At 70.2% G+C, this 20,376-nt stretch carries 14 protein-coding genes, 1 rRNA gene and 1 pseudogene; 7 read left to right on the top strand and 9 right to left on the bottom strand.

Annotation, left to right across the window (positions count from 1 at the left end; genetic code table 11):
* Positions 1-40: 40 nt before the first annotated feature.
* Complete coding sequence (gene secA / locus ABZT02_RS27170) at positions 41-2,881, bottom strand: preprotein translocase subunit SecA (protein ID WP_356021706.1); 2,841 nt, start codon at positions 2,879-2,881, stop codon at positions 41-43.
* 271 nt (positions 2,882-3,152) lie between these two features.
* On the opposite strand from secA, the gene ABZT02_RS27165 reads away from it, so the two are divergent.
* Complete coding sequence (locus tag ABZT02_RS27165) at positions 3,153-3,725, top strand: GNAT family N-acetyltransferase (RefSeq protein ID WP_356021704.1); 573 nt, start codon at positions 3,153-3,155, stop codon at positions 3,723-3,725.
* A 49-nt stretch (positions 3,726-3,774) separates the two neighbouring features.
* Positions 3,775-4,986 (top strand): crosslink repair DNA glycosylase YcaQ family protein, encoded by a 1,212-nt coding sequence (locus ABZT02_RS27160; RefSeq protein WP_356021702.1) that lies wholly within the window; start codon positions 3,775-3,777, stop codon positions 4,984-4,986.
* Between the two features lie 12 nt (positions 4,987-4,998).
* Here the strand turns inward: ABZT02_RS27160 and ABZT02_RS27155 are convergent, their stop codons facing one another.
* The 7 genes and pseudogenes from ABZT02_RS27155 to mtnA form a co-directional block, all read right to left on the bottom strand.
* Positions 4,999-5,745, bottom strand: coding sequence for a response regulator transcription factor (locus ABZT02_RS27155; RefSeq protein WP_356021700.1), 747 nt, complete (start codon positions 5,743-5,745; stop codon positions 4,999-5,001).
* 202 nt (positions 5,746-5,947) lie between these two features.
* Entirely contained in the window at positions 5,948-6,640 is a 693-nt protein-coding gene (raiA, locus tag ABZT02_RS27150; RefSeq protein ID WP_356021698.1) for a ribosome-associated translation inhibitor RaiA, read from the bottom strand.
* Positions 6,641-7,465: 825 nt separating this feature from the next.
* Positions 7,466-8,236 (bottom strand): annotated as a pseudogene (locus tag ABZT02_RS27145) (ComF family protein); the annotation flags it as partial.
* 304 nt (positions 8,237-8,540) lie between these two features.
* The gene (locus ABZT02_RS27140) at positions 8,541-10,385 is read right to left on the bottom strand and encodes an LpqB family beta-propeller domain-containing protein (RefSeq protein ID WP_356021695.1); all 1,845 of its coding nucleotides are present in this window, start codon (positions 10,383-10,385) and stop codon (positions 8,541-8,543) included.
* Positions 10,375-12,444, bottom strand: coding sequence for an MtrAB system histidine kinase MtrB (mtrB, locus tag ABZT02_RS27135; protein WP_356021693.1), 2,070 nt, complete (start codon positions 12,442-12,444; stop codon positions 10,375-10,377). The genes ABZT02_RS27140 and mtrB overlap by 11 nt, the downstream gene beginning before the upstream one ends.
* Before the next feature lies 1 nt (position 12,445).
* Positions 12,446-13,135, bottom strand: a complete 690-nt coding sequence (gene mtrA / locus ABZT02_RS27130) for a two-component system response regulator MtrA (protein WP_187281934.1) — start codon at positions 13,133-13,135, stop codon at positions 12,446-12,448.
* A 145-nt stretch (positions 13,136-13,280) separates the two neighbouring features.
* Entirely contained in the window at positions 13,281-14,429 is a 1,149-nt protein-coding gene (gene mtnA / locus ABZT02_RS27125; protein ID WP_356021691.1) for an S-methyl-5-thioribose-1-phosphate isomerase, read from the bottom strand.
* Positions 14,430-14,569: 140 nt separating this feature from the next.
* On the opposite strand from mtnA, the gene ABZT02_RS27120 reads away from it, so the two are divergent.
* From ABZT02_RS27120 to ABZT02_RS27100, 5 genes are read left to right on the top strand one after another with little or no spacing between them, the layout of a single operon-like run.
* Positions 14,570-15,883 carry a hypothetical protein gene (locus ABZT02_RS27120; protein WP_356021689.1) on the top strand — a complete coding sequence of 438 codons (1,314 nt, stop codon included), beginning with the start codon at positions 14,570-14,572 and terminating at the stop codon, positions 15,881-15,883.
* 31 nt (positions 15,884-15,914) lie between these two features.
* The gene (locus ABZT02_RS27115) at positions 15,915-16,634 is read left to right on the top strand and encodes a DUF4129 domain-containing protein (RefSeq protein ID WP_356022085.1); all 720 of its coding nucleotides are present in this window, start codon (positions 15,915-15,917) and stop codon (positions 16,632-16,634) included.
* A complete protein-coding gene (locus ABZT02_RS27110; RefSeq protein WP_356021687.1) occupies positions 16,631-17,833 on the top strand; it encodes a DUF4350 domain-containing protein in 1,203 nt (400 codons plus the stop codon). The genes ABZT02_RS27115 and ABZT02_RS27110 overlap by 4 nt, the downstream gene beginning before the upstream one ends.
* Entirely contained in the window at positions 17,833-18,822 is a 990-nt protein-coding gene (locus ABZT02_RS27105) for a MoxR family ATPase (RefSeq protein WP_356021685.1), read from the top strand. The genes ABZT02_RS27110 and ABZT02_RS27105 overlap by 1 nt, the downstream gene beginning before the upstream one ends.
* On the top strand, positions 18,822-20,132 hold the full coding sequence (locus tag ABZT02_RS27100) for a DUF58 domain-containing protein (RefSeq protein WP_356021683.1): 1,311 nt from the start codon (positions 18,822-18,824) through the stop codon (positions 20,130-20,132). The genes ABZT02_RS27105 and ABZT02_RS27100 overlap by 1 nt, the downstream gene beginning before the upstream one ends.
* Positions 20,133-20,226: 94 nt before the next feature.
* Here ABZT02_RS27100 and rrf read toward each other — a convergent pair.
* Positions 20,227-20,343, bottom strand: a 5S ribosomal RNA gene (rrf, locus tag ABZT02_RS27095).
* Positions 20,344-20,376 lie beyond the last annotated feature (33 nt).

Below are 20,376 nucleotides of genomic sequence, written 5' to 3'. Positions count from 1 at the left end.
ATCCATCCGCTACGGCGACCAGCGCGCCGTAGGCACGGCACTACTTCTTGCGCCGCCCCCGCGCACGGGACTGCTTGCGCCGCTCCGCACGCGTGAGGCCGTCCGCCTCGGAGCGCACGGGCTCGTCGTCGTCGGCGAACTCGCCCTCGATGACGCCGCCCTCGCCGTCCACGCTCGGCGCGGAGAAGTGCAGGTCCCGCCGCTGCGGGGCGTCGAGCCCCTTGGCGCGGATCTCGGGACGCGAGCCGGCCTGCGCCGGAACGGAGTCCTGCTTGGCGAGGGACGGCTTCTCGTCCTCGACCGGGACCTCCTCGACCTGCTGCTCGACCTGGACCTCCAGGTTGAACAGGTAGCCGACGGACTCCTCCTTGATGCCCTCCATCATGGCGGTGAACATGTCGAAGCCCTCACGCTGGTACTCGACCAGCGGGTCCTTCTGGGCCATCGCGCGCAGGCCGATGCCCTCCTGGAGGTAGTCCATCTCGTAGAGGTGCTCGCGCCACTTGCGGTCCAGGACCGACAGCACGACCCGGCGCTCCAGCTCGCGCATGATCTCGGAGCCGAGCTGCGCCTCGCGCGCCGCGTACTGCTCGTGGATGTCGTCCTTGATGGACTCGGAGATGTACTCGGCGGTCAGGCCCGCGCGGTCGCCGGCCGCGTCCTCCAGCTCCTCGACGGTGATCTTCACCGGGTAGAGCTGCTTGAACGCGCCCCACAGCCGGTCGAGGTCCCAGTCCTCCGCGAAGCCCTCGGCGGTTTCCGCCGCGACGTACGCGTCGATCGTGTCGTCCATGAAGTGCACGACCTGCTCCTGCAGGTCCTCGCCCTCCAGGACACGACGCCGCTCGCCGTAGATGACCTCGCGCTGCCGGTTGAGCACCTCGTCGTACTTCAGGACGTTCTTACGGGTCTCGAAGTTCTGCTGCTCGACCTGCGACTGCGCGGACGCGATCGCGCGCGTGACCATCTTGTTCTCGATCGGGACGTCGTCCGGGACGTTCGCCATCGACATCACGCGCTCGACCATCTGGGCCTTGAACAGCCGCATCAGGTCGTCGCCCAGGGAGAGGTAGAAGCGGGACTCGCCGGGGTCGCCCTGTCGGCCGGAACGACCGCGCAGCTGGTTGTCGATACGGCGCGACTCGTGCCGCTCGGTACCGAGGACGTAGAGCCCGCCGAGCTCCTTGACCTCCTCGAACTCCGCCTTGACCGCCTGCTGGGCCTTCTCCAGGGCGGCGGGCAGGGCCGCGGCCCACTCCTCGATGTGCTCCTCGGGGTCGAGGCCGCGCTGGCGCAGCTCCGCCTCCGCGAGGTCCTCGGGGTTGCCGCCGAGCTTGATGTCGGTACCACGGCCGGCCATGTTGGTGGCGACGGTGACGGCGCCCTTGCGGCCGGCCTGGGCGACGATCGTCGCCTCACGGTCGTGCTGCTTGGCGTTCAGCACTTCGTGCTGGACGCCGCGCTTGCTGAGCTGCTGGGAGAGGTACTCGGACTTCTCGACCGACGTCGTACCGACGAGGATCGGCTGGCCCTTCTCGTGCTTCTCGACGATGTCGTCGACGACCGCCTCGAACTTCGCGACCTCGGTGCGGTAGATCAGGTCCGACTGGTCCTTGCGGACCATGGGCCGGTTGGTCGGGATCGGGACGACGCCCAGCTTGTAGATCTGGTGGAACTCGGCGGCCTCGGTCATAGCCGTACCGGTCATGCCGCAGAGGCCCGGCTGTTCCTTGCCGTTGTGGTCGTGGCGCTTGTAGAGGCGGAAGAAGTTCTGAAGGGTGATCGTGGCGAGGGTCTGGTTCTCGTCCTTGATGTCCACCCCTTCCTTCGCCTCGATCGCCTGGTGCATGCCCTCGTTGTAGCGGCGGCCGGCGAGGATACGGCCGGTGTGCTCGTCGACGATCATGACTTCGCCGTCCATGACGACGTAGTCCTTGTCCTTCTTGAAGAGCTCCTTCGCCTTGATGGCGTTGTTCAGGTAGCCCACCAGAGGGGTGTTGACCGACTCGTAGAGGTTGTCGATGCCCAGCCAGTCCTCGACCTTGCTGACACCGGACTCGTGGATGGCGACCGTGCGCTTCTTCTCGTCGACCTCGTAGTCGCCGGTCTCCTCGATGCCCTTGAGCGGGTTGCCGGCCTCGCCCTTCTTCAGGCGGGTGACCAGCTTGGCGAAGTCGCCGTACCACTTGGTGGCCTGGTCGGCCGGACCGGAGATGATCAGCGGCGTACGGGCCTCGTCGACCAGGATGGAGTCGACCTCGTCGACGATGGCGAAGTTGTGGCCGCGCTGGACGAGTTCGTCCTGGGACCACGCCATGTTGTCGCGCAGGTAGTCGAACCCGAACTCGTTGTTCGTGCCGTAGGTGATGTCGCACGCGTACTGCGCGCGGCGCTGGGCCGGCGTCATGTTGGCGAGGATGCAACCGACCTCGAGGCCCAGGAACTTGTGGACGCGGCCCATCATCTCGGAGTCGCGCTCGGCCAGGTAGTCGTTGACCGTGATGAGGTGGACGCCCTTGCCGGACAGCGCGTTCAGGTACGCGGGCAGCGTGCCGACGAGCGTCTTGCCCTCACCGGTCTTCATCTCGGCCACATAGCCGAGGTGGAGGGCTGCGCCGCCCATGATCTGCACGTCGTAGTGGCGCTGGCCCAGCGCGCGCTTGGCGGCCTCGCGCACGGTGGCGAACGCCTCGGGCAGCAGGTCGTCCAGGCTCTCACCGTCGGCGTACCGCTGCTTGTACTCCTCGGTGAGGGCCCGCAGCTCGGCGTCGGAGAGGTCGATGAAGTCCTCTTCGATGGAGTTGACCTGGTCCGCGATGCGGTGCAGCTTGCGCAGGATCTTGCCTTCGCCTGCACGCATGATCTTCGAGAGGACGGACACGGGGGTTGGTCTCCTTGCCGGTCGGGCCTGGCACGGTCGGTTTCCATTTGACTTACTGAGCAACGGCCATCGTATGCGAGGACCCCGCCAGGTCGGGAGGCCTGCCGGGTACGCCGACTGTCAGCTCCTTCAAATCTGCTTCAAAGGGGACAACGGGCGGGGAACGCCGATGGTGCCGCGCCCTGCTCACGAATTGCGCGAATTGTGATCACTCGCTCACTCACAGCGAAAGCGATGGCGTCTTCACCGAACACCTGAGCAGAATCGGCCGATGGAACCCGTCACGCTGACCACGGACCGTCTCCTGCTGCGCGCGCCCGCCCCGCAGGACACCGAGACCGTCCTCGCGGCCGTGCAGGACCCCGACATCCTGCGCTGGACCACGATCCCCTCGCCCTACCTGGTGGAGCACGCCCGGAGCTTCACGGAGCAGCTGGCCCCGGCGGGCTGGGCGAACGGCACGATGTTCACCTGGGGCCTCTTCCTCCCCGAAGGGGAGGACCTGGTGGGCATGCTGGGTCTGACCATGCGCTCGCCGGGCACGGCCGAGATCGGCTACTGGGCCACCAAGGAACACCGCGGCCACGGCTATGTCACCGAGGCCGTGCTCGCCGCCTCCCGCTGGGCGTTCACCGAAATGTCGATCGACCGCGTGGAGTGGCGCGCGGAAGTGGGCAACCGGCCCTCCCGCGCGGTGGCGGAGCGCGCCGGGTTCGCCATCGAGGGCGTCCTGCGCTCCGGCATCGCCCACCAGGGCGTACGCCGCGACTGCTGGGTGGGCGCGCTGTTGCCCTCGGACCTGGGCCTGCCGTCGACGGCGCAGTATCTGCCCGCCCAGGGGTAGATCCGCAGATCGCCTCGCGTTGTCAGTGCCGGGCCCTATCTTCGGACCCATGACGACCCCGCCTCCCCTCACCGACCTCTCGGCCGACGAGGCCCGCCGCATCGTGCTGCGCGCCCAGGGCTTCCTCGGCACCCCCGACCGTCGGGCCGGAGTCCGCGGCGTCCTCCGTCACCTCGGCGCGGTCCAGCTCGACACCATCTCGGTACTCGCCCGCTCCCACGAGCTGATCCCGTACGCCCGCCTCGGCGCGGTGGGCCGCAAGAAGGTGGAGAGCGCCTACTGGACCACTGCTCCCTTTGGCGCGCCTCCGGCACGACCCCACGCCTTTGAGTACTGGTCGCACGCGGCGTGCATCCTCCCCATCGAGGAATGGCCCCACTTCGCCTTCCGCCGCCGCGCCTACCGCAGCCGCCCGCACTGGAACCACCAGCTCCCGGACGGCACCTACGACCAGGTCATCAAGCAGCTCCGCACGGAAGGCCCCCTCACCGCCACGGAGTTGGGCGGCGCGAAGAAGACCAGCGAGTGGTGGGACTGGTCCGGCACCAAGGTCGCCGTCGAGCGCGCCCTGATGTACGGCGAGGTGGTGTGCGTGGAGCGCCGCGGCTGGAAGCGTGTGTACGACCTCGCCGAGCGCGCCGTCCCCGCCGACCTGCTCCACGACGAGCTGGACGACGCCGAATGCCTGCGCCGCCTGGTCCGTCTCGCCGGCCAGTCGCTGGGCGTCGGCACCCGCGCGGACATCGCCGACTACCACCGCCTCAAGGGCGAACAGGTCGACGCGGTGATCGCCGACTCGGGCCTGGTACCGGTCACGGTCGAGGGCTGGGGCAAGCCTGCCTGGGCCGACCCCGCGGCTCTGGAGACGCCCCCGCGTGGCCGCCACCGCACCACTTTGCTGTCCCCGTTCGACTCCCTGATCTGGGAACGCGCGCGCACGGAGCGGATCTTCGGCTTCACCCACCGCCTGGAGGCGTACGTCCCGAAGCCCAAGCGGGTGCACGGCTATTTCGCGATGCCGGTGCTGGCCGGTGGCCGTCTCGTCGGCCGCGTGGACCCGGCCCGCGAGGGGGCCACGCTGGTGGCCAGGCAGGTCACTCTGGACGGCTCGAAGGCGGTCCCGGCGGTGGCCCAGGCCCTGGTCGAGGCGGCGAGCTGGGTGGACTGCACGGACGTTCGGGTCGAGCGGGTGGACGCGCCGGATCTGCGCGAGCCCCTCGCCAAGGAGGTCACTCGAGCGCTGACGACGGCTCTGCGCTGACCGGGAGCCGGGTCAGCGGATTTCGAGGATCTTCTCCCGCATCGCGTAGACCACCGCTTCCATCCTGGAGTGCAGTTGCAGCTTCTCCAGGATGTTGCGTACGTGGTTCTTCACGGTGTTCTCGGAGATGAACAACTCCTTCGCGATATCGCGGTTGTTCATCCCGGTGGCGACGAGCTTGAGGACTTCCAGCTCACGGTCGGTCAGCCGCGGGGCCGGCACGAGACGGCGCTCGTCCGTCCGCTGGATCATCGACTTGAACTCGGTGAGCAGTTTCGAGGCCATGGACGGGCTGATCTGCGACTGTCCGTCGGCCACCGCGCGAATGGCGGTGGCCACCTCGTCCGTGGAGATTTCCTTGAGGAGATATCCGGTCGCGCCCGCCTTGATCGCTTCGTAGAGGTCGGCTTCCTCATCGCTGATCGTCAACATGATGATCTTGGCGCTGGGTGCGACTTCCTTGATGGAGGTGCAGGCCTCGATCCCGCCTCGCTTGGGCATCCGCACGTCCATCAGAACGATGTCCGGCAGCAGGTCGGCGGCCTTGTCGACGGCCTCGGCGCCGTCGCCCGCCTCGCCCACGACCTGGATGTCCTCCTCGGCCGCGAGCACGATCTCCAGTCCGCGCCGGAAGAGTGCGTGGTCGTCCACGACGAGAACCCTGATCGGCTCCTTGCGTGGAGAGCCCGTGTCCGCGCCCATGCCGACGGCACCGTCGCCGGCATGCTCGCCGTGCAGCGGTCCGAAGCTGTCCGCCATCGTTCCTCCCCCTGAAGGCTGTGGCTGGTTCTGCGCCATCGCCAACGCAAGGCAACGACCCACCGGTTGGGCCGGTGGGGCCATGATTTCATGCCCGGACGACAGTGAGGTGACAGTGCGGGGCGCGAAGTGGTCGCACGCGGGTGCCCCTGGGGGCGCACACGCGCTCCAGGGGCACCGGCTCAGCTGTCATCCGGGAGGGTCAGCTGCCCGTCGTGTCGCCGGCCGCGGGAGAGTGCGCCCGGGCGACCATCGGGTCCGTGCTCAGGTGGATGACGCCGTAGTCATAGGCGTGCCGCCGGTAGACGACACTCGGTTCCTTGGTCTCGGAGTCGACGAACAGATAGAAGTCGTGCCCGACCAGTTCCATCTCGTAGAGCGCCTGGTCGAGGGTCATCGGGGAGGCGACGTGGGTCTTCTCACGGACCACGAGGGGGCCTTCACCCTGGATCTCCAGCGAGCCGATCTTCTTGGTGGGCACGCCGTCCGGCTCGTCATCGTGGACCGGGCGGCCGTCGCCGTTGAGCGTCGCAGCGTCCGGAACGTGGTCGGCGACCTCAGCAGCCGTGAGCCGTCGTGCGCCCCTGCGTGTGTGGCGCTTGTCGTGCTCCTTGCGCAGCCGGGCGTCCAGCTTCTCCGCCGCCAGGTCGAGTGCCGCGTACGGGTCGCTGGCTGCCGCTTCCGCCCGGATCACCGGACCGCGGGAGCGGAGCGTGATCTCCACTCGGTCACAACGGTCGGCCTGTCGGGGGTTCGGCTCCTTGGACACCTCGACGTCGAGGCTGATCACCTTGCCATCGAGCTTCTGGATCTTCTCCAGCTTCAGCTTCTCGGCCACGTGCTTGCGGAACCGCTCGGGCACCTCGGTCTTGCGGCCCTTGACGACGATGTCCACGCAGAACTCCGTTCCCGGATCGCTCCGCCTCGATGCGGAGCATCTCCCTTTTGCACCCGGCTCCGGTGAGCCCCGGAACCTCGGACTCGGTGACGTCCACCTCCTCCCCCGCGGGCAAGATCTCCATTCCACCGTCGCGGATGATGGTGGAAATCCCGCGGGCACGGCATTCGGATTTGCGAGGTGTGGCCTGCGCCTTTCTCTCACAACCGAACATATCTCGCCTGGACGGATGTCGTCACCCTCTACTGCGGCGTACCTCCGTTCAGGTGAATTGATCCTCTCGTAACCTGCAACGATGCAACTACACAGTCAGTTCCGGTTTATTTCGAAAGATTCCGGCGAGGCCGCGACCACCGCCGCGCAGATCACGTCACGAACGCCACCGGCGCCCGCCGTTGTCGCCAAGCAGTGCTCCCGGACCGTGCCCTCCTCGGTCACTGCGATCATCCGTTCCCTCATGCCTTCCCGAGTTGCAGCGGTGTACACGAGACCCGTCGGTTCATCGCCGCATCCGCCCACCACTCGTCCACCACGGTTCCCGCCCCCGTCCTGCCGCCGTTCGCCATGACGTGCCTCCGCTCCCCGCTGCCCCCGGACAGGCCGTCCCGCTGCCCCCGGCTGCCGATGCCTCTCCCGTGTACCCGCTTCGGGCCATCGATCATCAGGCCACGCAGCCGTCTTCAGCGACCGACAACCGCTGCCCTCTCCTCCGTGCTGTTGCCGTGGATCACGGTGCCCGGTGGTCATCCGTTCATCGCCGTGCGCGATGTCCTCCCGAGCCCTCGCCGCCGGGTTGTCCCCAGCCGCCCTCTCCCGAGCCCTCGCCTCCCGGACGGCCCGCGCCGCCTCGGTCAGCGACGCACCCGTCGTCATCAGGTCGTCGACCAGCACGACCAGGCCCTCGGCCAGGAGCCGACCGCCACCGGGAACCACGGTCAGCGCGCCCGCGAGATTGTCCCGCCGCTGGCGGAAGTTGAGCCCCGACTGGTCGGCCACCCCCCGCCGCTGCCGCAGTACGGCAACCACCCGCGCCGGCATCCCCGCCCGCCGCAGCTCCCTCGCCGCCGCAAGCGCGATACGCCGAGCCGGATCATGCCCCCGAGCCCGAACCGCCCGCCGCGCGGAGGGCACGGGAACGAGCAACACCGGCACACCGATCCCCTCCCCGGCCCACCCTCCACCGACGAACGCACCCGACTGCGAGCCGGCGCTCCCGGCCAGGACCTCACCACGTGACACCCCGCCTCGGGCCAGTGCCCCACCACCCGACGCCGATCCCTCACCCCCCGGGTCACACACCTCCCGCACGCTCGCCCACACAGCCCCCGCCAAGGCCGTCCCGAGCGGCCCCGCGAGGCCCAGCACCCCCCTCTCCTTGTGCGCCAGCAACACCGCCCGTACCGAGTCCGCATACCGAGCCGCCGCATGCACGACCGGCAGTCCGGGCGGCTCCGGCACCGGTCGCACCCGGCTCGGCGCGGCCCCGTCCAGGGCGGCACGGCACTCCGGACAGAGCACCGTGCGAGGCGTCCCGCAGCCTCCGCACTCGGCCGGCAGCACCAGATCGGTGAGGTCCTGCCACCACCCCCGCATGCCCACCACTGTGCCAACGCCGAAGCCGACCGGCCACCCCTGTGGATAACCTCCTGTGGAAAACCCCGCCCCGACACGAACAACAGTTCCCACCACAAATGCGGGCCCTATACAGCCAACCGCTCGGCCGAACACAGCCCGCGAATCCGCTGCTCCCCGTACGACGATTCCGCCCCGCCCCACCCAGCGAATCCAGCCCGCCCGGCCGCGAATCCCCCACCGGCCCCAGAAACGAAAGCGGCCACCCCCACCAGGGCCTCACCCCGGCAAAAGCGGCCGCTCCCGACAGCGCGGTCCCGTCACCTCATCCCGGATAGACCGGCGCCGTCCCGTCCGCGTCCACCTTCTGCCACTGCCCCCCGGACGGCAGCCGTACGATCCCGTCCTCCGAGTAGGCCACCAAGGGCATCTCGTCGTCCTCGGACGCCGCGATCTCCTTCACGCCGGTGAGCGCGGCCGGCGGCGGCCCCTCCGGAGTGGAGCCGTCGACCTGGACGTACCGCGTCTGCTGCACCCCGCCCTTCTCGCGCCCGACCACCACGAGCCTGCTGTCGCCGGCCCAGGACATGGTCGTGACCTCCTCCAGATCCGGTGTCGTGGAGCGCAGTTCCCGCACCGAGACGCGCTGCGGGTCCCCGGTCCTGCCCTCCCGCTCGATCCGCCCGATGAACAGCGACTGTTTGCCGCCCTTCTCCACGACGAGCGCGATCCGCACACCGTCGGCGCCCACCCGAAGGTCCCTGACACGCCCCTCCAGGCCGGGAGTCTCCACCTCCAGCGGCTTGCCCGCACCCTCCTTGAACAGCAGCAGCCGCGGATCGGCGGGGTTCCGGTCGGCCACCCACAGGTCGCCCTCGGTGTCCCAGCTCGGTGTGGTCAGTCGGTCGTCGGCCGTCTTGCCGTTGCTGACCAGCACCGGTTCCCCGAGCGACCCGCCCGACACCAGCGACCCGACGTACAGCGCCTTGCCGTCGATGCCGACACCGGCCGCCGTGTGCTCGTCACGCGAGACGGCCACCGACCGCAGGGCCTTGTCGCCGTCGCCCAGTGCTCCGGGCACCGGCACCGGCTCGGCCTTCGTACCGCTGCCGTCCGGCGCGGCCGAGACCCGTACCAGCCGGTGCTCGCCGTTGACGAAGTACAGGAACTCGGGGCTCTCGACCGAACCGCGCGTGGCCTCCCCATCGGCGTCTCTCTCCGCGGCGGAACACAACTGCTTGCCTCCCGCCTGCAGTTCGACGTCATCCACGGCAGGGGTGAGATTCTGCAGGGTGAACAGCAGCTGGGCCGCCATCGCCTTGCACTGGTCCAAACCGACGTTCCTGGCCTTGTTGTTGAGCGGCACCGTCAGCGTGCTCCGGTCGTCGGGAGTCAGCGAGGAGACGCCGCTCCTGAGGGCCGTACCGGTGGGAAAACTCGTCCTGACGACAGGGTCGAGCCAGCTCGTCGGCCCGCTGAGCAGGGACCGCACCAACTGCGTCATGGGGTCCACGCGCTCCCGCACATACACGGGGTCGGCGACCGCCACGGTCTCCGGAGCCGTCGCCGCCCTGGTGTGCGAAGCGAAGTAGTACTTGTTGACGGACACGTAGTTTCGCTGGAAGTCCGACTTGCCCATGACGACACCGCGCGGAGGGCTGTCGATCCGCCACTGCTTGGTCTTCTTGTTCTGCACGAGGTGCACGGTCTCCCGGTACTCCCCCGAGGCCGGCGCGTACGACTGCTGCGCGTCCACCACGGCCACCTTGGTGCCGACCAGCGTGAACGACTTGTCGTCGGTCTGCTGCCGGTCCGCGGGCGGCACGACGTCGGCACCGGGACCGTCGTCGAGCACCGTGGTGGACAGCCCCGGCTGCCACTGCTTCGCCACGCTCGGTGTCAGGTACTTGCGGGCCGTCTCGTAGTTCGGATCATCGCTGGTCAGCGCCTCGAGGAAGCCCTGCACGATGTCCGTGGGCTCGGCGTCCTCCTGCGGCGGCATCGCGAAGACCCGCACCGGCGTGTCCTGCCGCGGCGTGGAGTCGACGCCGCGCAGATCCCCGCTGTCCGGCATGGAGGCACACCCCGCCAGCAGTACGACACCACAGGCGACGTACGCCACCGCGCGCCCCGGCGTGCGCCGGGCGCCCGCCTCGCGGTCAGCGCCCACGGAATGCCTCCCCCTGCTGTTCGTACGACTCCTGCGACCCGGCGTCCGGGCGGCTCACGGTCTCGTCGCCGGACGCGTCCCCGGCGGACGCACCGTCCGGCCGTCGCGCACTCGAGGTCGGCCGGGGCACCACGCGCGCGCCATTGCCTGGCAACGCCGTCGGATCGGCTGTGGGGGTCGTCGCACCCGCCCGGGGCGCTATCGGGTCCCGCGCGGTCGCCTGGTCGCCCTTCGGCTGGACCGGCACGGTGGCTGCCTTGTCACCGCCCCCGCGCGGCAGGCCGGCGTCATCGAGTCCACGGTTGCGCCGCGAATCCTTGGGCTCCAGTGGTATCGGCGAGCCGCGCAGCGGCTCGTCGGCCGTCCTGGGCAGGGTCAGCCGGAACTGCGAGCCGCCGCCCGGCTCACCCCACGCCTGGAGCCAGCCGCCGTGCAGCCGCGCGTCCTCCAGGGCGATGGACAGCCCGAGACCCGTACCGCCGGTGGTACGCGCGCGTGCCGGGTCGGCCCGCCAGAAGCGGCTGAAGACGCGAGTGGCCTCGCCGGGCTTGAGTCCGACCCCGTAGTCGCGAACCGCGATCGCGACCGCCCCGCCCGCAGATGCCAGCTTGACCACGACGTCCCTGCCCTCGCCGTGCTCGACGGCATTGACGACGAGATTGCGCAGCACCCGCTCCACCCGCCGGGCGTCGGCCTCGGCGACGACGGGCTGCTGGTCGCCCACGATCCGGACGGTCGTGCCCTTGCGCTCGGCCAGTGGCTCGGCCCCACTGACGACCCGCCGCACGACCTCCCTGAGGTCTATCGGCTCGGCCTCCAGCGCCGCCGCCCCCGCGTCGAACCGGCTGATCTCCAGCAGGTCCGCGAGCAGCGTCTCGAACCGGTCCAGCTGGTCGGCGAGCAGTTCGGCCGACCGCGCGGTCATCGGATCGAAGTCCTCGCGCGCGTCATGGATGACGTCGGCGGCCATCCGTACGGTCGTCAGCGGCGTCCGCAGCTCGTGCGACACGTCGGACACGAACCTCCGCTGCATCCGCGACAGGTCCTCCAGCTGCTGGATCTTCAGCTGAAGGTTCTGCGCCATCTTGTTGAAGGCCTCACCGAGCCGCGCGATGTCGTCCTCGCCGGTGACCTTCATCCGCTCCTGCAACCGCCCGGCGGACAGCCGCTCGGCGATCCCGGCCGCCATCCGTACCGGCGTGACGACCTGCCGCACCACGAGCCAGGCGATGGCTCCGAGGAGTACGACGACGAAGAGCCCGGCGGTCGCCAGGGTGCCCTTGACCAGGCTGAGCGACTTCTCCTCCTGGGTGAGCGGGAAGAGGTAGTACAGCTGGTACGGGTCGCCGTTGGGGTCGTTGACCTGCTTGCCGATGACCAGGGCCGGCTGGGGTTCCTGGTAGGGGTCGTAGACGATGCGGGTGTAGCTCTGAGCGGCCGTCGTGTTCTCGTCGATCTTCTCGCGCAGAGCCTCGGGGACGCTGGCCGTCGGGTCGACATCGCCGGAGGCACGCGGACCGCGCCCGCTCCCGCTGTCGCCGCCCACGGGCAGGGTCACCACGTCGAAGGCGCCCTGACCGCCGCTGGAGAGCGAGTAGACGAGGTTGCTCATCCACTCGATGACGAACTGGTCGGACCGACCGTCCGCCGGAGCCGTGTCGTCGGTCCCGGCGTCGGCCTCCTCCGCCTTCTGCTTGGCCACCGCGAACCCGCCGGTGGCCTGGCTCTGCGATGCCTTCACCTTGGCGTCGAGGAGCCCGTTGCGCACCTGCCCGATGACGACGAAGCCCAGCAGAAGGACCACGCCGAGCGACATCAGGAGGGTGGTGACGACGACCTTGAGCTGGATGTTGCGCCGCCACAGCCGCATCACGGGCAGCAGCGGCCGGCGCACCCAGCGCATGAAGAGCCTCAGGACCGGGCTGCCCTGGACTCCGCCCTGGAGCAGCCCGCCCTCCAGGAACCGCCCCCAACGGGAGCGGGCCTTCGTCCGCCCGACAGGCCGCCCCGCACCCACCCCGGTCCGTCCGGGCGACGAAGCGGCACTGTCTCCGGACATGTCAGCTGGGCCCTGCCTTGTAACCCACACCACGGACGGTCACCACGATCTCGGGCCGCTCCGGGTCCTTCTCGACCTTGGAACGCAGCCGCTGCACATGCACGTTGACGAGCCGGGTGTCGGCGGCGTGGCGGTAACCCCACACCTGCTCGAGCAGCACCTCACGCGTGAACACCTGCCACGGCTTGCGCGCGAGCGCGACCAGCAGGTCGAACTCCAGCGGCGTCAGCGCGATCGACTGCCCTTCCCGCTTCACGGAGTGGCCGGCCACGTCGATGACCAGGTCACCGATGGCGAGCTGCTCGGGAGCCGGCTCCTCCGACCTGCGAAGCCGCGCCCGGATCCGGGCCACGAGCTCCTTCGGCTTGAACGGCTTCACGATGTAGTCGTCGGCACCGGACTCCAGGCCCACGACGACATCGACGGTGTCGCTCTTGGCCGTCAGCATCACGATCGGCACCCCGGACTCCGCCCTGATCAGACGGCACACCTCGATACCGTCCCGCCCGGGCAGCATCAGATCCAGCAGCACCAGATCCGGCTTGGCCTCACGGAACGCGGCCAGCGCCTTGTCACCGTCGGCTACGAAAGACGGCTCAAAACCTTCACCACGCAGCACAATGCCCAGCATCTCGGCAAGTGCGGTGTCGTCGTCGACGACAAGGACTCGTCCCTTCATAAACGACATCATCCCATTCTCATAACAGTGGTGAAGGCAGTGGTGAGACAGCTCACCGACCAGTGACCTTAGTCGTACCGGACGGTCACTGTCTGCCTCGACCGCGGCCGAGGCTGCAAGCCACGGATCTCCGCGGAATGCGGCCACTCCCTCCGGATCAGCTGTTCGTCACCTCCCGCGACCTCGCACACACCTCGGCAAGGGCCTCGGCCGTCACCGGCGACACCACGCCCTCCTCCGTGACAATCGCCGTCACCAGCTCCGGCGGCGTCACGTCGAAGGCCGGGTTGTACGCCTGCGTCCCCAGCGGCGCCACCGGAATCCCGCCGCCCGCCTCGGCCCCGGCCACCGGCGCCTGAGGCGCCGCGATCTCGGTCACCTCGTGCCCGGCCCGCTGCTCCACCTCGATCGACGCCCCGTCCGGCGTGTCCGGATCCACCGTGGTCACCGGCGCCACCACGATGAACGGCACATGGTGATACCGCGCGAGCACCGCCAGCGGATAGCTCCCCACCTTGTTCGCCACCGAGCCGTCGGCCGCGATCCGGTCGGCCCCGATGAGCACCGCGTCCACCTCCCCGGCCGCGAACAGCGAACCCGCCGCGTTGTCGGTCAGCAACGTGTACGCCATCCCGCTGCGGGCCGCCTCGTACGCCGTCAGCCGGGCGCCCTGGAGCAGGGGGCGCGTCTCGTCCACCCACAACCGCCGCAGCCGCCCCACCCGGTGAGCCGCGAGCGCCACCGCGAACGCCGTCCCCTCACCGCCCGACACCAGCGAACCGGTGTTGCAGTGCGTCAGAATCCGGTGCCCGCCGCCCGGCAGCAGCTCGTCCAGCAGCGCCAGCCCCCGCTCGGCCATCGCCGCGCTGGCCGCCGCGTCCTCCCGGTGCAGCCTGCGCGCCGCCGCCAGCGCCGCCCCGGCCGCCGACTCCTGGTCACCGCTCTTGCCGAGCTCGGCCCGGTACGCGGCAGCGGCTCTGCGCACTCCGACACCGAGGTTCACCGCGGTCGGACGCGCGCCGGCCAGCACGGCCGCCGCCTCGTCCACGTCGAACCCGCGCGCGGCGGCGAGCGCGACCCCGTACGCCCCCGCGATGCCGAGCAACGGCGCCCCGCGCACAGCGAGCGAACGAATCGCCTCCACCAGCGCGGACGCGTCCGTACAGACCAGTTCGACCTCCTCGGCCGGCAGCCTCGTCTGGTCGAGAAGCACCAGCACAGGGCCTTCGGGTGGCTCCTCCCAGCGGATCGCCGGTGTCTCGGTGGGCTTGCTGTCCTCGCCGGATTCCACGTACTGATCAGCCATGCCGTCAGTCTGCCCCTTGTGCGCCGGAGTATTGAAGGTGCGCAGCCCATACCGCGGCTGGTCACTCGCCGACCACCCCATGGCACGATGGCTGCCAACCTGCCGCCGCGACCGCGGACGGGCACCGTGAAGGAGCGACGATGAACGACACTCCGGGCTGGGCCTCGCCCGGATCCGCCCCGTCCGACGGGCACGAGCCCGGCACGTCCGGTCCCGCCGCCGGTCCCGACACTGCGAAGCCCGCGCAGCAACCGGAGGACAACCCGCACGACGCCGACTCGAAGTGGTCCCAGGAGCAGCCGCCGGCCGGTCAGTGGTCCGCCCCCACCGGCCCCGCCGCTCCCGGCCAGACCCCGCCGCCCCCACCACCCGGCCCGGGCTGGGGAACCCAGCCGCCCGCCGGCCCGCCCGGAGGCTACAGCCCTCCCCCCGGCTGGGGCGGTGGCTACGGCGGCTGGGGCGGCCCCCCTCCCGCGGCCAAGCCCGGTGTGATCCCCCTGCGCCCGCTCGGCGTGGGCGAGATCCTCGACGGCGCGGTCTCCACCATGCGCACCTACTGGCGCACGGTCCTCGGCATCTCGCTGACCGTCGCCGTCGTGACCGAGGTCCTCGTCATCCTGCTCCAGGGCCTCGTCCTGAACGACAGCGCGGGGACCGAGGCCCTCAACGACCCCAGCGCCAGCGCCGACGAGCTGCTCCACGCCCTGGGCGAGACCATGATCGGCTCCACCGTCGTCTTCCTGATCTCCCTCATCGGCACGGTCGCCGCGACCGCGCTGCTGACGACCGTCACCAGCCGGGCCGTGCTCGGCCGGCCGGTCACCACAGGTGAGGCCTGGCGCGACGCCCGCCCGCAGGTGCCCAAGCTTTTCGGCCTGATCTTCCTGCTGCTGCTCATCACCTTCGGCGTGCTCGCCGTCGGCGCACTGCCCGGCATCCTCGTCGCCGCAGCGGGCTCGAACGGCGGCGGTATCGCCCTCGTGATCCTGGGCGTCCTCGGCACCGGCGTCGTCGCGCTGTGGCTGATGATCCGCTTTTCCCTGGCCTCGCCCGCGCTGATGCTGGAGAAGCAGAGCATCGTGAAGTCGATGAGCCGCTCCACGAAGCTGGTCCGCGGTTCCTGGTGGCGGGTCCTCGGCATCCAGATGCTGGCCGGGATCATCGCGAACATCGTCGCGGCGATCGTCGTCATCCCCTTCACGTTCCTCGCCGCGGCGCTCAGCGGCGAAGGTGTCGGCGGCTTCGTCAACGGCACCGGCGACCTCGGCTGGACGTTCCTCATCATCAGCGGCATCGGCTCGGTGATCGGCTCCATGATCACCTTCCCGATCTCGGCGGGCGTCACCGTGCTCCTCTACATCGACCAGCGCATCCGCCGCGAGGCCCTCGACCTCGAACTGGCCCGCGCGGCCGGCGTCCAGGGCTACAGCACCGGCCCCACTCCCGGGAGCTGATGCGGTGAACCTGCCGGGGGGAGTGCTCACCATGCTGCGCGCCGTCGACGCCTCCGTGCTGTCACCGGCACGGTCCGCCGACGAACCGCCACTGACGATCCCGCGCGACCCCGCGCGGGAGGCGGCCCGCCGCGAGCTGTCCAAGCACATGTACCACGAGAACGACCCCAGTTGGTTCCAGCGCGCCCTCAACGCCTTCTGGGACTGGGTCGACAAGCTGTTCAACGCCGCCTCGTCAGCGACGCCGGGCGGACCACTCGGCCTGGTCGTCGTCATCGCCGCGATCGTCCTGGTCGTCGGCGCACTGTGGTGGCGCCTGGGCACCCCGCGCCGTGGGCCCGCCTCCTCCGCCGCCCTGTTCGACGACCGCCCCCGCAGCGCCGCCGACCACCGCGCGGCCGCCGAGGCACACGCAGCCCAGAAGCACTGGAACCAGGCCCTACAGGAGCGCATGCGCGCGATCGTCCGTTCCCTGGAGGAACGCGCACTCCTCGACGTCCGTCCCGGCCGCACCGCGGACGAGGCCGCCGCGGAAGCGGGCCATGCCCTGCCCTCCCACACGGACCGGCTGCGCTCCGCGGCGCAGGACTTCGACGACGTCACGTACGGCGGCCGGGCCGCGACCGAACAGGCGTACCACCGCATCGCCGAACTCGACCGCGACCTGGAACGCACCAAGCCGGTACTCGCGAACAGCACGAGCAGCAGCCACAGCGCGGACCACAACGCCCGCCGGGGAGCCGCCGAATGACCACCGAGGCCACGCTCCCGTCCACCTCGGCCTCGCCCACCGCCCGCCAGGTGTGGACCCGCGCGCGAGGCGTCGTACTCGCCCTCGTGCTGCTCCTCGTCGCGGCGGTGGCGATCGCGGCGATCCGCTCCACCGAACGACACGGCAGCCTCGACCCGCGCTCCGCAGACCCCTACGGCAGCCGCGCCGTCGCCGAACTCCTCGCCGACCGAGGCGTCGACACCCGCGTGGTCACCACGCTGGACGAGGCACGCGCCGCGGCCGGCCCCGACACCACCCTCCTGGTTGCCGTACCCGACCTCCTGACGCACCGCCAGCAGAGCGAACTGCGCTCCGCGACCGCCGACTCCGACGGCCGCACCGTCCTCGTCGCCCCCGGCAGCTGGTCCGTGGAGCGGCTGGCGCCGGGCGTGGTCGCGAACCCCGCCACCAGCCTCGACTCGACGCTCTCCCCCGACTGCGGTCTGCCGGCGGCCCAGCGCGCGGGCAAGGCCGACACCGGCGGCATCCGCTACACCGTCACCCACCCCGGCAACGACGAGTGTTACCGCAGCGAGCGCCTGCCCACCCTGGTGCGCGTCCCGGCAGCCGCCGGGGACGGCGACACCGTCGTGCTCGGCGCGCCGGACATCCTCTACAACGACACCCTCGACGAGCAGGGCAACGCCTCGCTCGCCCTCCAACTCCTCGGCTCCCGCCCCCATCTGGTCTGGTACCTCCCTTCGCTCTCCGACTCCTCCGCCACCGACCCGGACGAGGAAAAGGGCTTCCTCGACCTGCTCCCAACGGGCTGGCTCTGGGGCACACTTCAGCTCTTCTTCGCGGCAGCGCTCGCCGCCCTGTGGAGGGCACGCCGACTCGGCCCCCTGGTGCCCGAGAAACTCCCCGTGGCGATCCGCGCCTCCGAGACTGTCGAAGGCCGCGCCCGCCTCTACCGCAAGGCCAACGCCCGCGACCGAGCGGCCACCGCTCTTCGCTCCACCACCCGCACCCGCCTCGCCCCCCTCGTAGGCGTCCCCGTCGCCCAGGCGCACGCGCCCGAGGCCCTGCTCCCCGCCCTGTCCGCCCATCTCCACAGCGACGGAGACGGACAGTCCCCACACTCCCTGCTCTTCGGCCCGCCGCCCGGCGACGACGCAGCCCTCATCTCCCTAGCCGACCAACTCGACGCCCTCGAAAGAGAGGTACGCCGTTCATGATGGACCCGACCACTGACAACGCCGGGACCACCGAGGCCCCGGACACCGCCCGGGCCTCCCTGGAAGCCCTGCGCGCCGAGATCGCCAAAGCCGTGGTCGGCCAGGACCCCGCCGTGACCGGTCTTGTCGTCGCCCTCCTCTGCCGCGGACACGTACTACTGGAAGGAGTCCCTGGGGTCGCCAAAACGTTGCTCGTCCGCGCCCTCGCATCTGCACTCGAACTCGACACCAAGCGCGTCCAGTTCACCCCCGACCTCATGCCGAGCGATGTGACGGGCTCTCTGGTCTACGACACCCGCAGCGCCGAGTTCTCCTTCCAGCCCGGCCCGGTCTTCACCAACCTCCTGCTCGCGGACGAGATCAACCGCACCCCGCCCAAGACCCAGTCGTCCCTCCTGGAGGCCATGGAGGAGCGCCAGGTCACGGTCGACGGCACCCCGCGCCTCCTCCCCGACCCCTTCCTGGTCGCCGCGACCCAGAACCCGGTGGAGTACGAGGGCACCTACCCTCTCCCCGAAGCCCAGCTGGACCGTTTCCTCCTCAAACTGACGATCCCGCTCCCCTCCCGCCAGGACGAGATCGACGTCCTCACCCGCCACGCCGAGGGCTTCAACCCTCGTGACCTCAAGGCCGCCGGCCTGCGCCCCGTAGCAGGCCCGGCCGACCTCGAAGCCGCGCGCGCGGCAGTCGCCAAGACCACGGTCTCCCCCGAGATCACCGCCTACGTCGTCGACATCTGCCGTGCCACCCGCGAGTCCCCGTCCCTGACCCTCGGCGTCTCCCCGCGCGGCGCCACGGCCCTCCTGGCCACCTCGCGCGCGTGGGCGTGGCTCACCGGCCGCGACTACGTCATTCCCGACGACGTGAAGGCCCTGGCCCTCCCCACCCTCCGACACCGCGTACAACTGCGCCCGGAGGCCGAGATAGAGGGCGTGACGGCCGACTCCGTCATCAACGCGATCCTCGCCCACGTACCGGTCCCCCGCTGATGGCCCTCACCGGACGCGCCGCACTCCTCGCAGCCCTGGGCTCCGTCCCCATCGGCATCTGGGAACCCAGCTGGACGGGCATCCTCGCCGTCAATGCCCCCCTGGCAGTGGCCTGCGCCTGCGACTTCGCCCTGGCGGCACCCGTACGACGGCTCGGCCTGACCCGGTCCGGCGACACCTCCGCCCGCCTGGGCGAGGCGGCCGACGTCACCCTCACGGTCACCAACCCGTCCGGCCGCCCGCTCCGCGCCCACATCCGCGATGCCTGGCCCCCCAGCAGCTGGCTGCCCGGCACGGAGGTGGAAGCGTCCCGCCACCGATTGACGGTCCCGGCCGGCGAACGCCGACGCCTCACCACTCGCCTACGCCCCACCCGCCGCGGTGACCGCCAGGCCGACCGAGTGACGATTCGCTCCTACGGCCCCCTCCGCCTCTTCTCCCGCCAGGGCACACACAAAGTCCCCTGGACGGTACGCGTCCTGCCCCCGTTCACCAGCCGCAAGCACCTCCCCTCAAAGCTCGCCCGCCTGCGTGAACTCGACGGCCGCACCAGCGTCCTCACCCGCGGCGAAGGCACGGAATTCGACAGCCTGCGCGAATACGTCCCCGGCGACGACACTCGTTCCATCGACTGGCGAGCCACCGCCCGCCAGACCTCCGTCGCCGTACGCACCTGGCGCCCCGAACGCGACCGCCACATTCTCGTGGTCCTCGACACGGGCCGCACCTCGGCAGGACGCGTGGGCGACGCCCCTCGCCTCGACGCCTCCATGGACGCGGCCCTGCTCCTGGCCGCCCTCGCCTCCCGCGCCGGCGACCGCGTGGACCTCCTCGCATACGACCGCGGAGTACGCGCCCTGGTCCAAGGCCGAACAGCCAACGACTTGCTTCCCTCGCTGGTCAACGCAATGGCCACCCTCGAGCCCCAAATCGTCGAAACGAACGCTCGCGGTCTCACCGCCACAGCCTTGCGTACGGCCCCTCGCCGCTCCCTGATCGTGCTGCTGACCAGCCTCGACGCCGCGCCCATCGAGGAGGGCCTGCTGCCCGTACTTCCTCAGCTCACCCAACGGCACACGGTACTTCTGGCCTCAGTGGCGGATCCTCACATCGCCCGCATGGCCACGGCCCGCGGCAATACCGACGCGATCTACGAGGCCGCAGCCGCCGCCCAGGCCCAGACGGAACGCGATCGCACGTCGGAACAGCTCCGCCGCCATGGAGTGACCGTCGTCGACGCCACGCCGGACGATCTGGCTCCCAGGCTGGCGGACGCGTATCTGGCGTTGAAAGCAGCGGGGCGGCTGTAAAAAGAAGGGGGCGCGCAGAGCGCCCCTTGAAAAAGACAGACCACAAACGCGAAAAGGCCCACACCATAAGGTGTGGGCCTTTTCATCAAAAGTTGTTCGGCGGTGTCCTACTCTCCCACAGGGTCCCCCCTGCAGTACCATCGGCGCTATAAGGCTTAGCTTCCGGGTTCGGAATGTAACCGGGCGTTTCCCTCACGCTATGACCACCGAAACACTATGAAACTGTTCAGCCGCACCACGTATG

Source organism: Streptomyces sp. NPDC005402 (assembly GCF_040606575.1).
GTDB lineage: Bacteria > Actinomycetota > Actinomycetes > Streptomycetales > Streptomycetaceae > Streptomyces.
The sequence above is the reverse complement of the archived record's forward strand: the minus strand, read 5'-3'. Positions and strand labels throughout refer to the sequence as shown.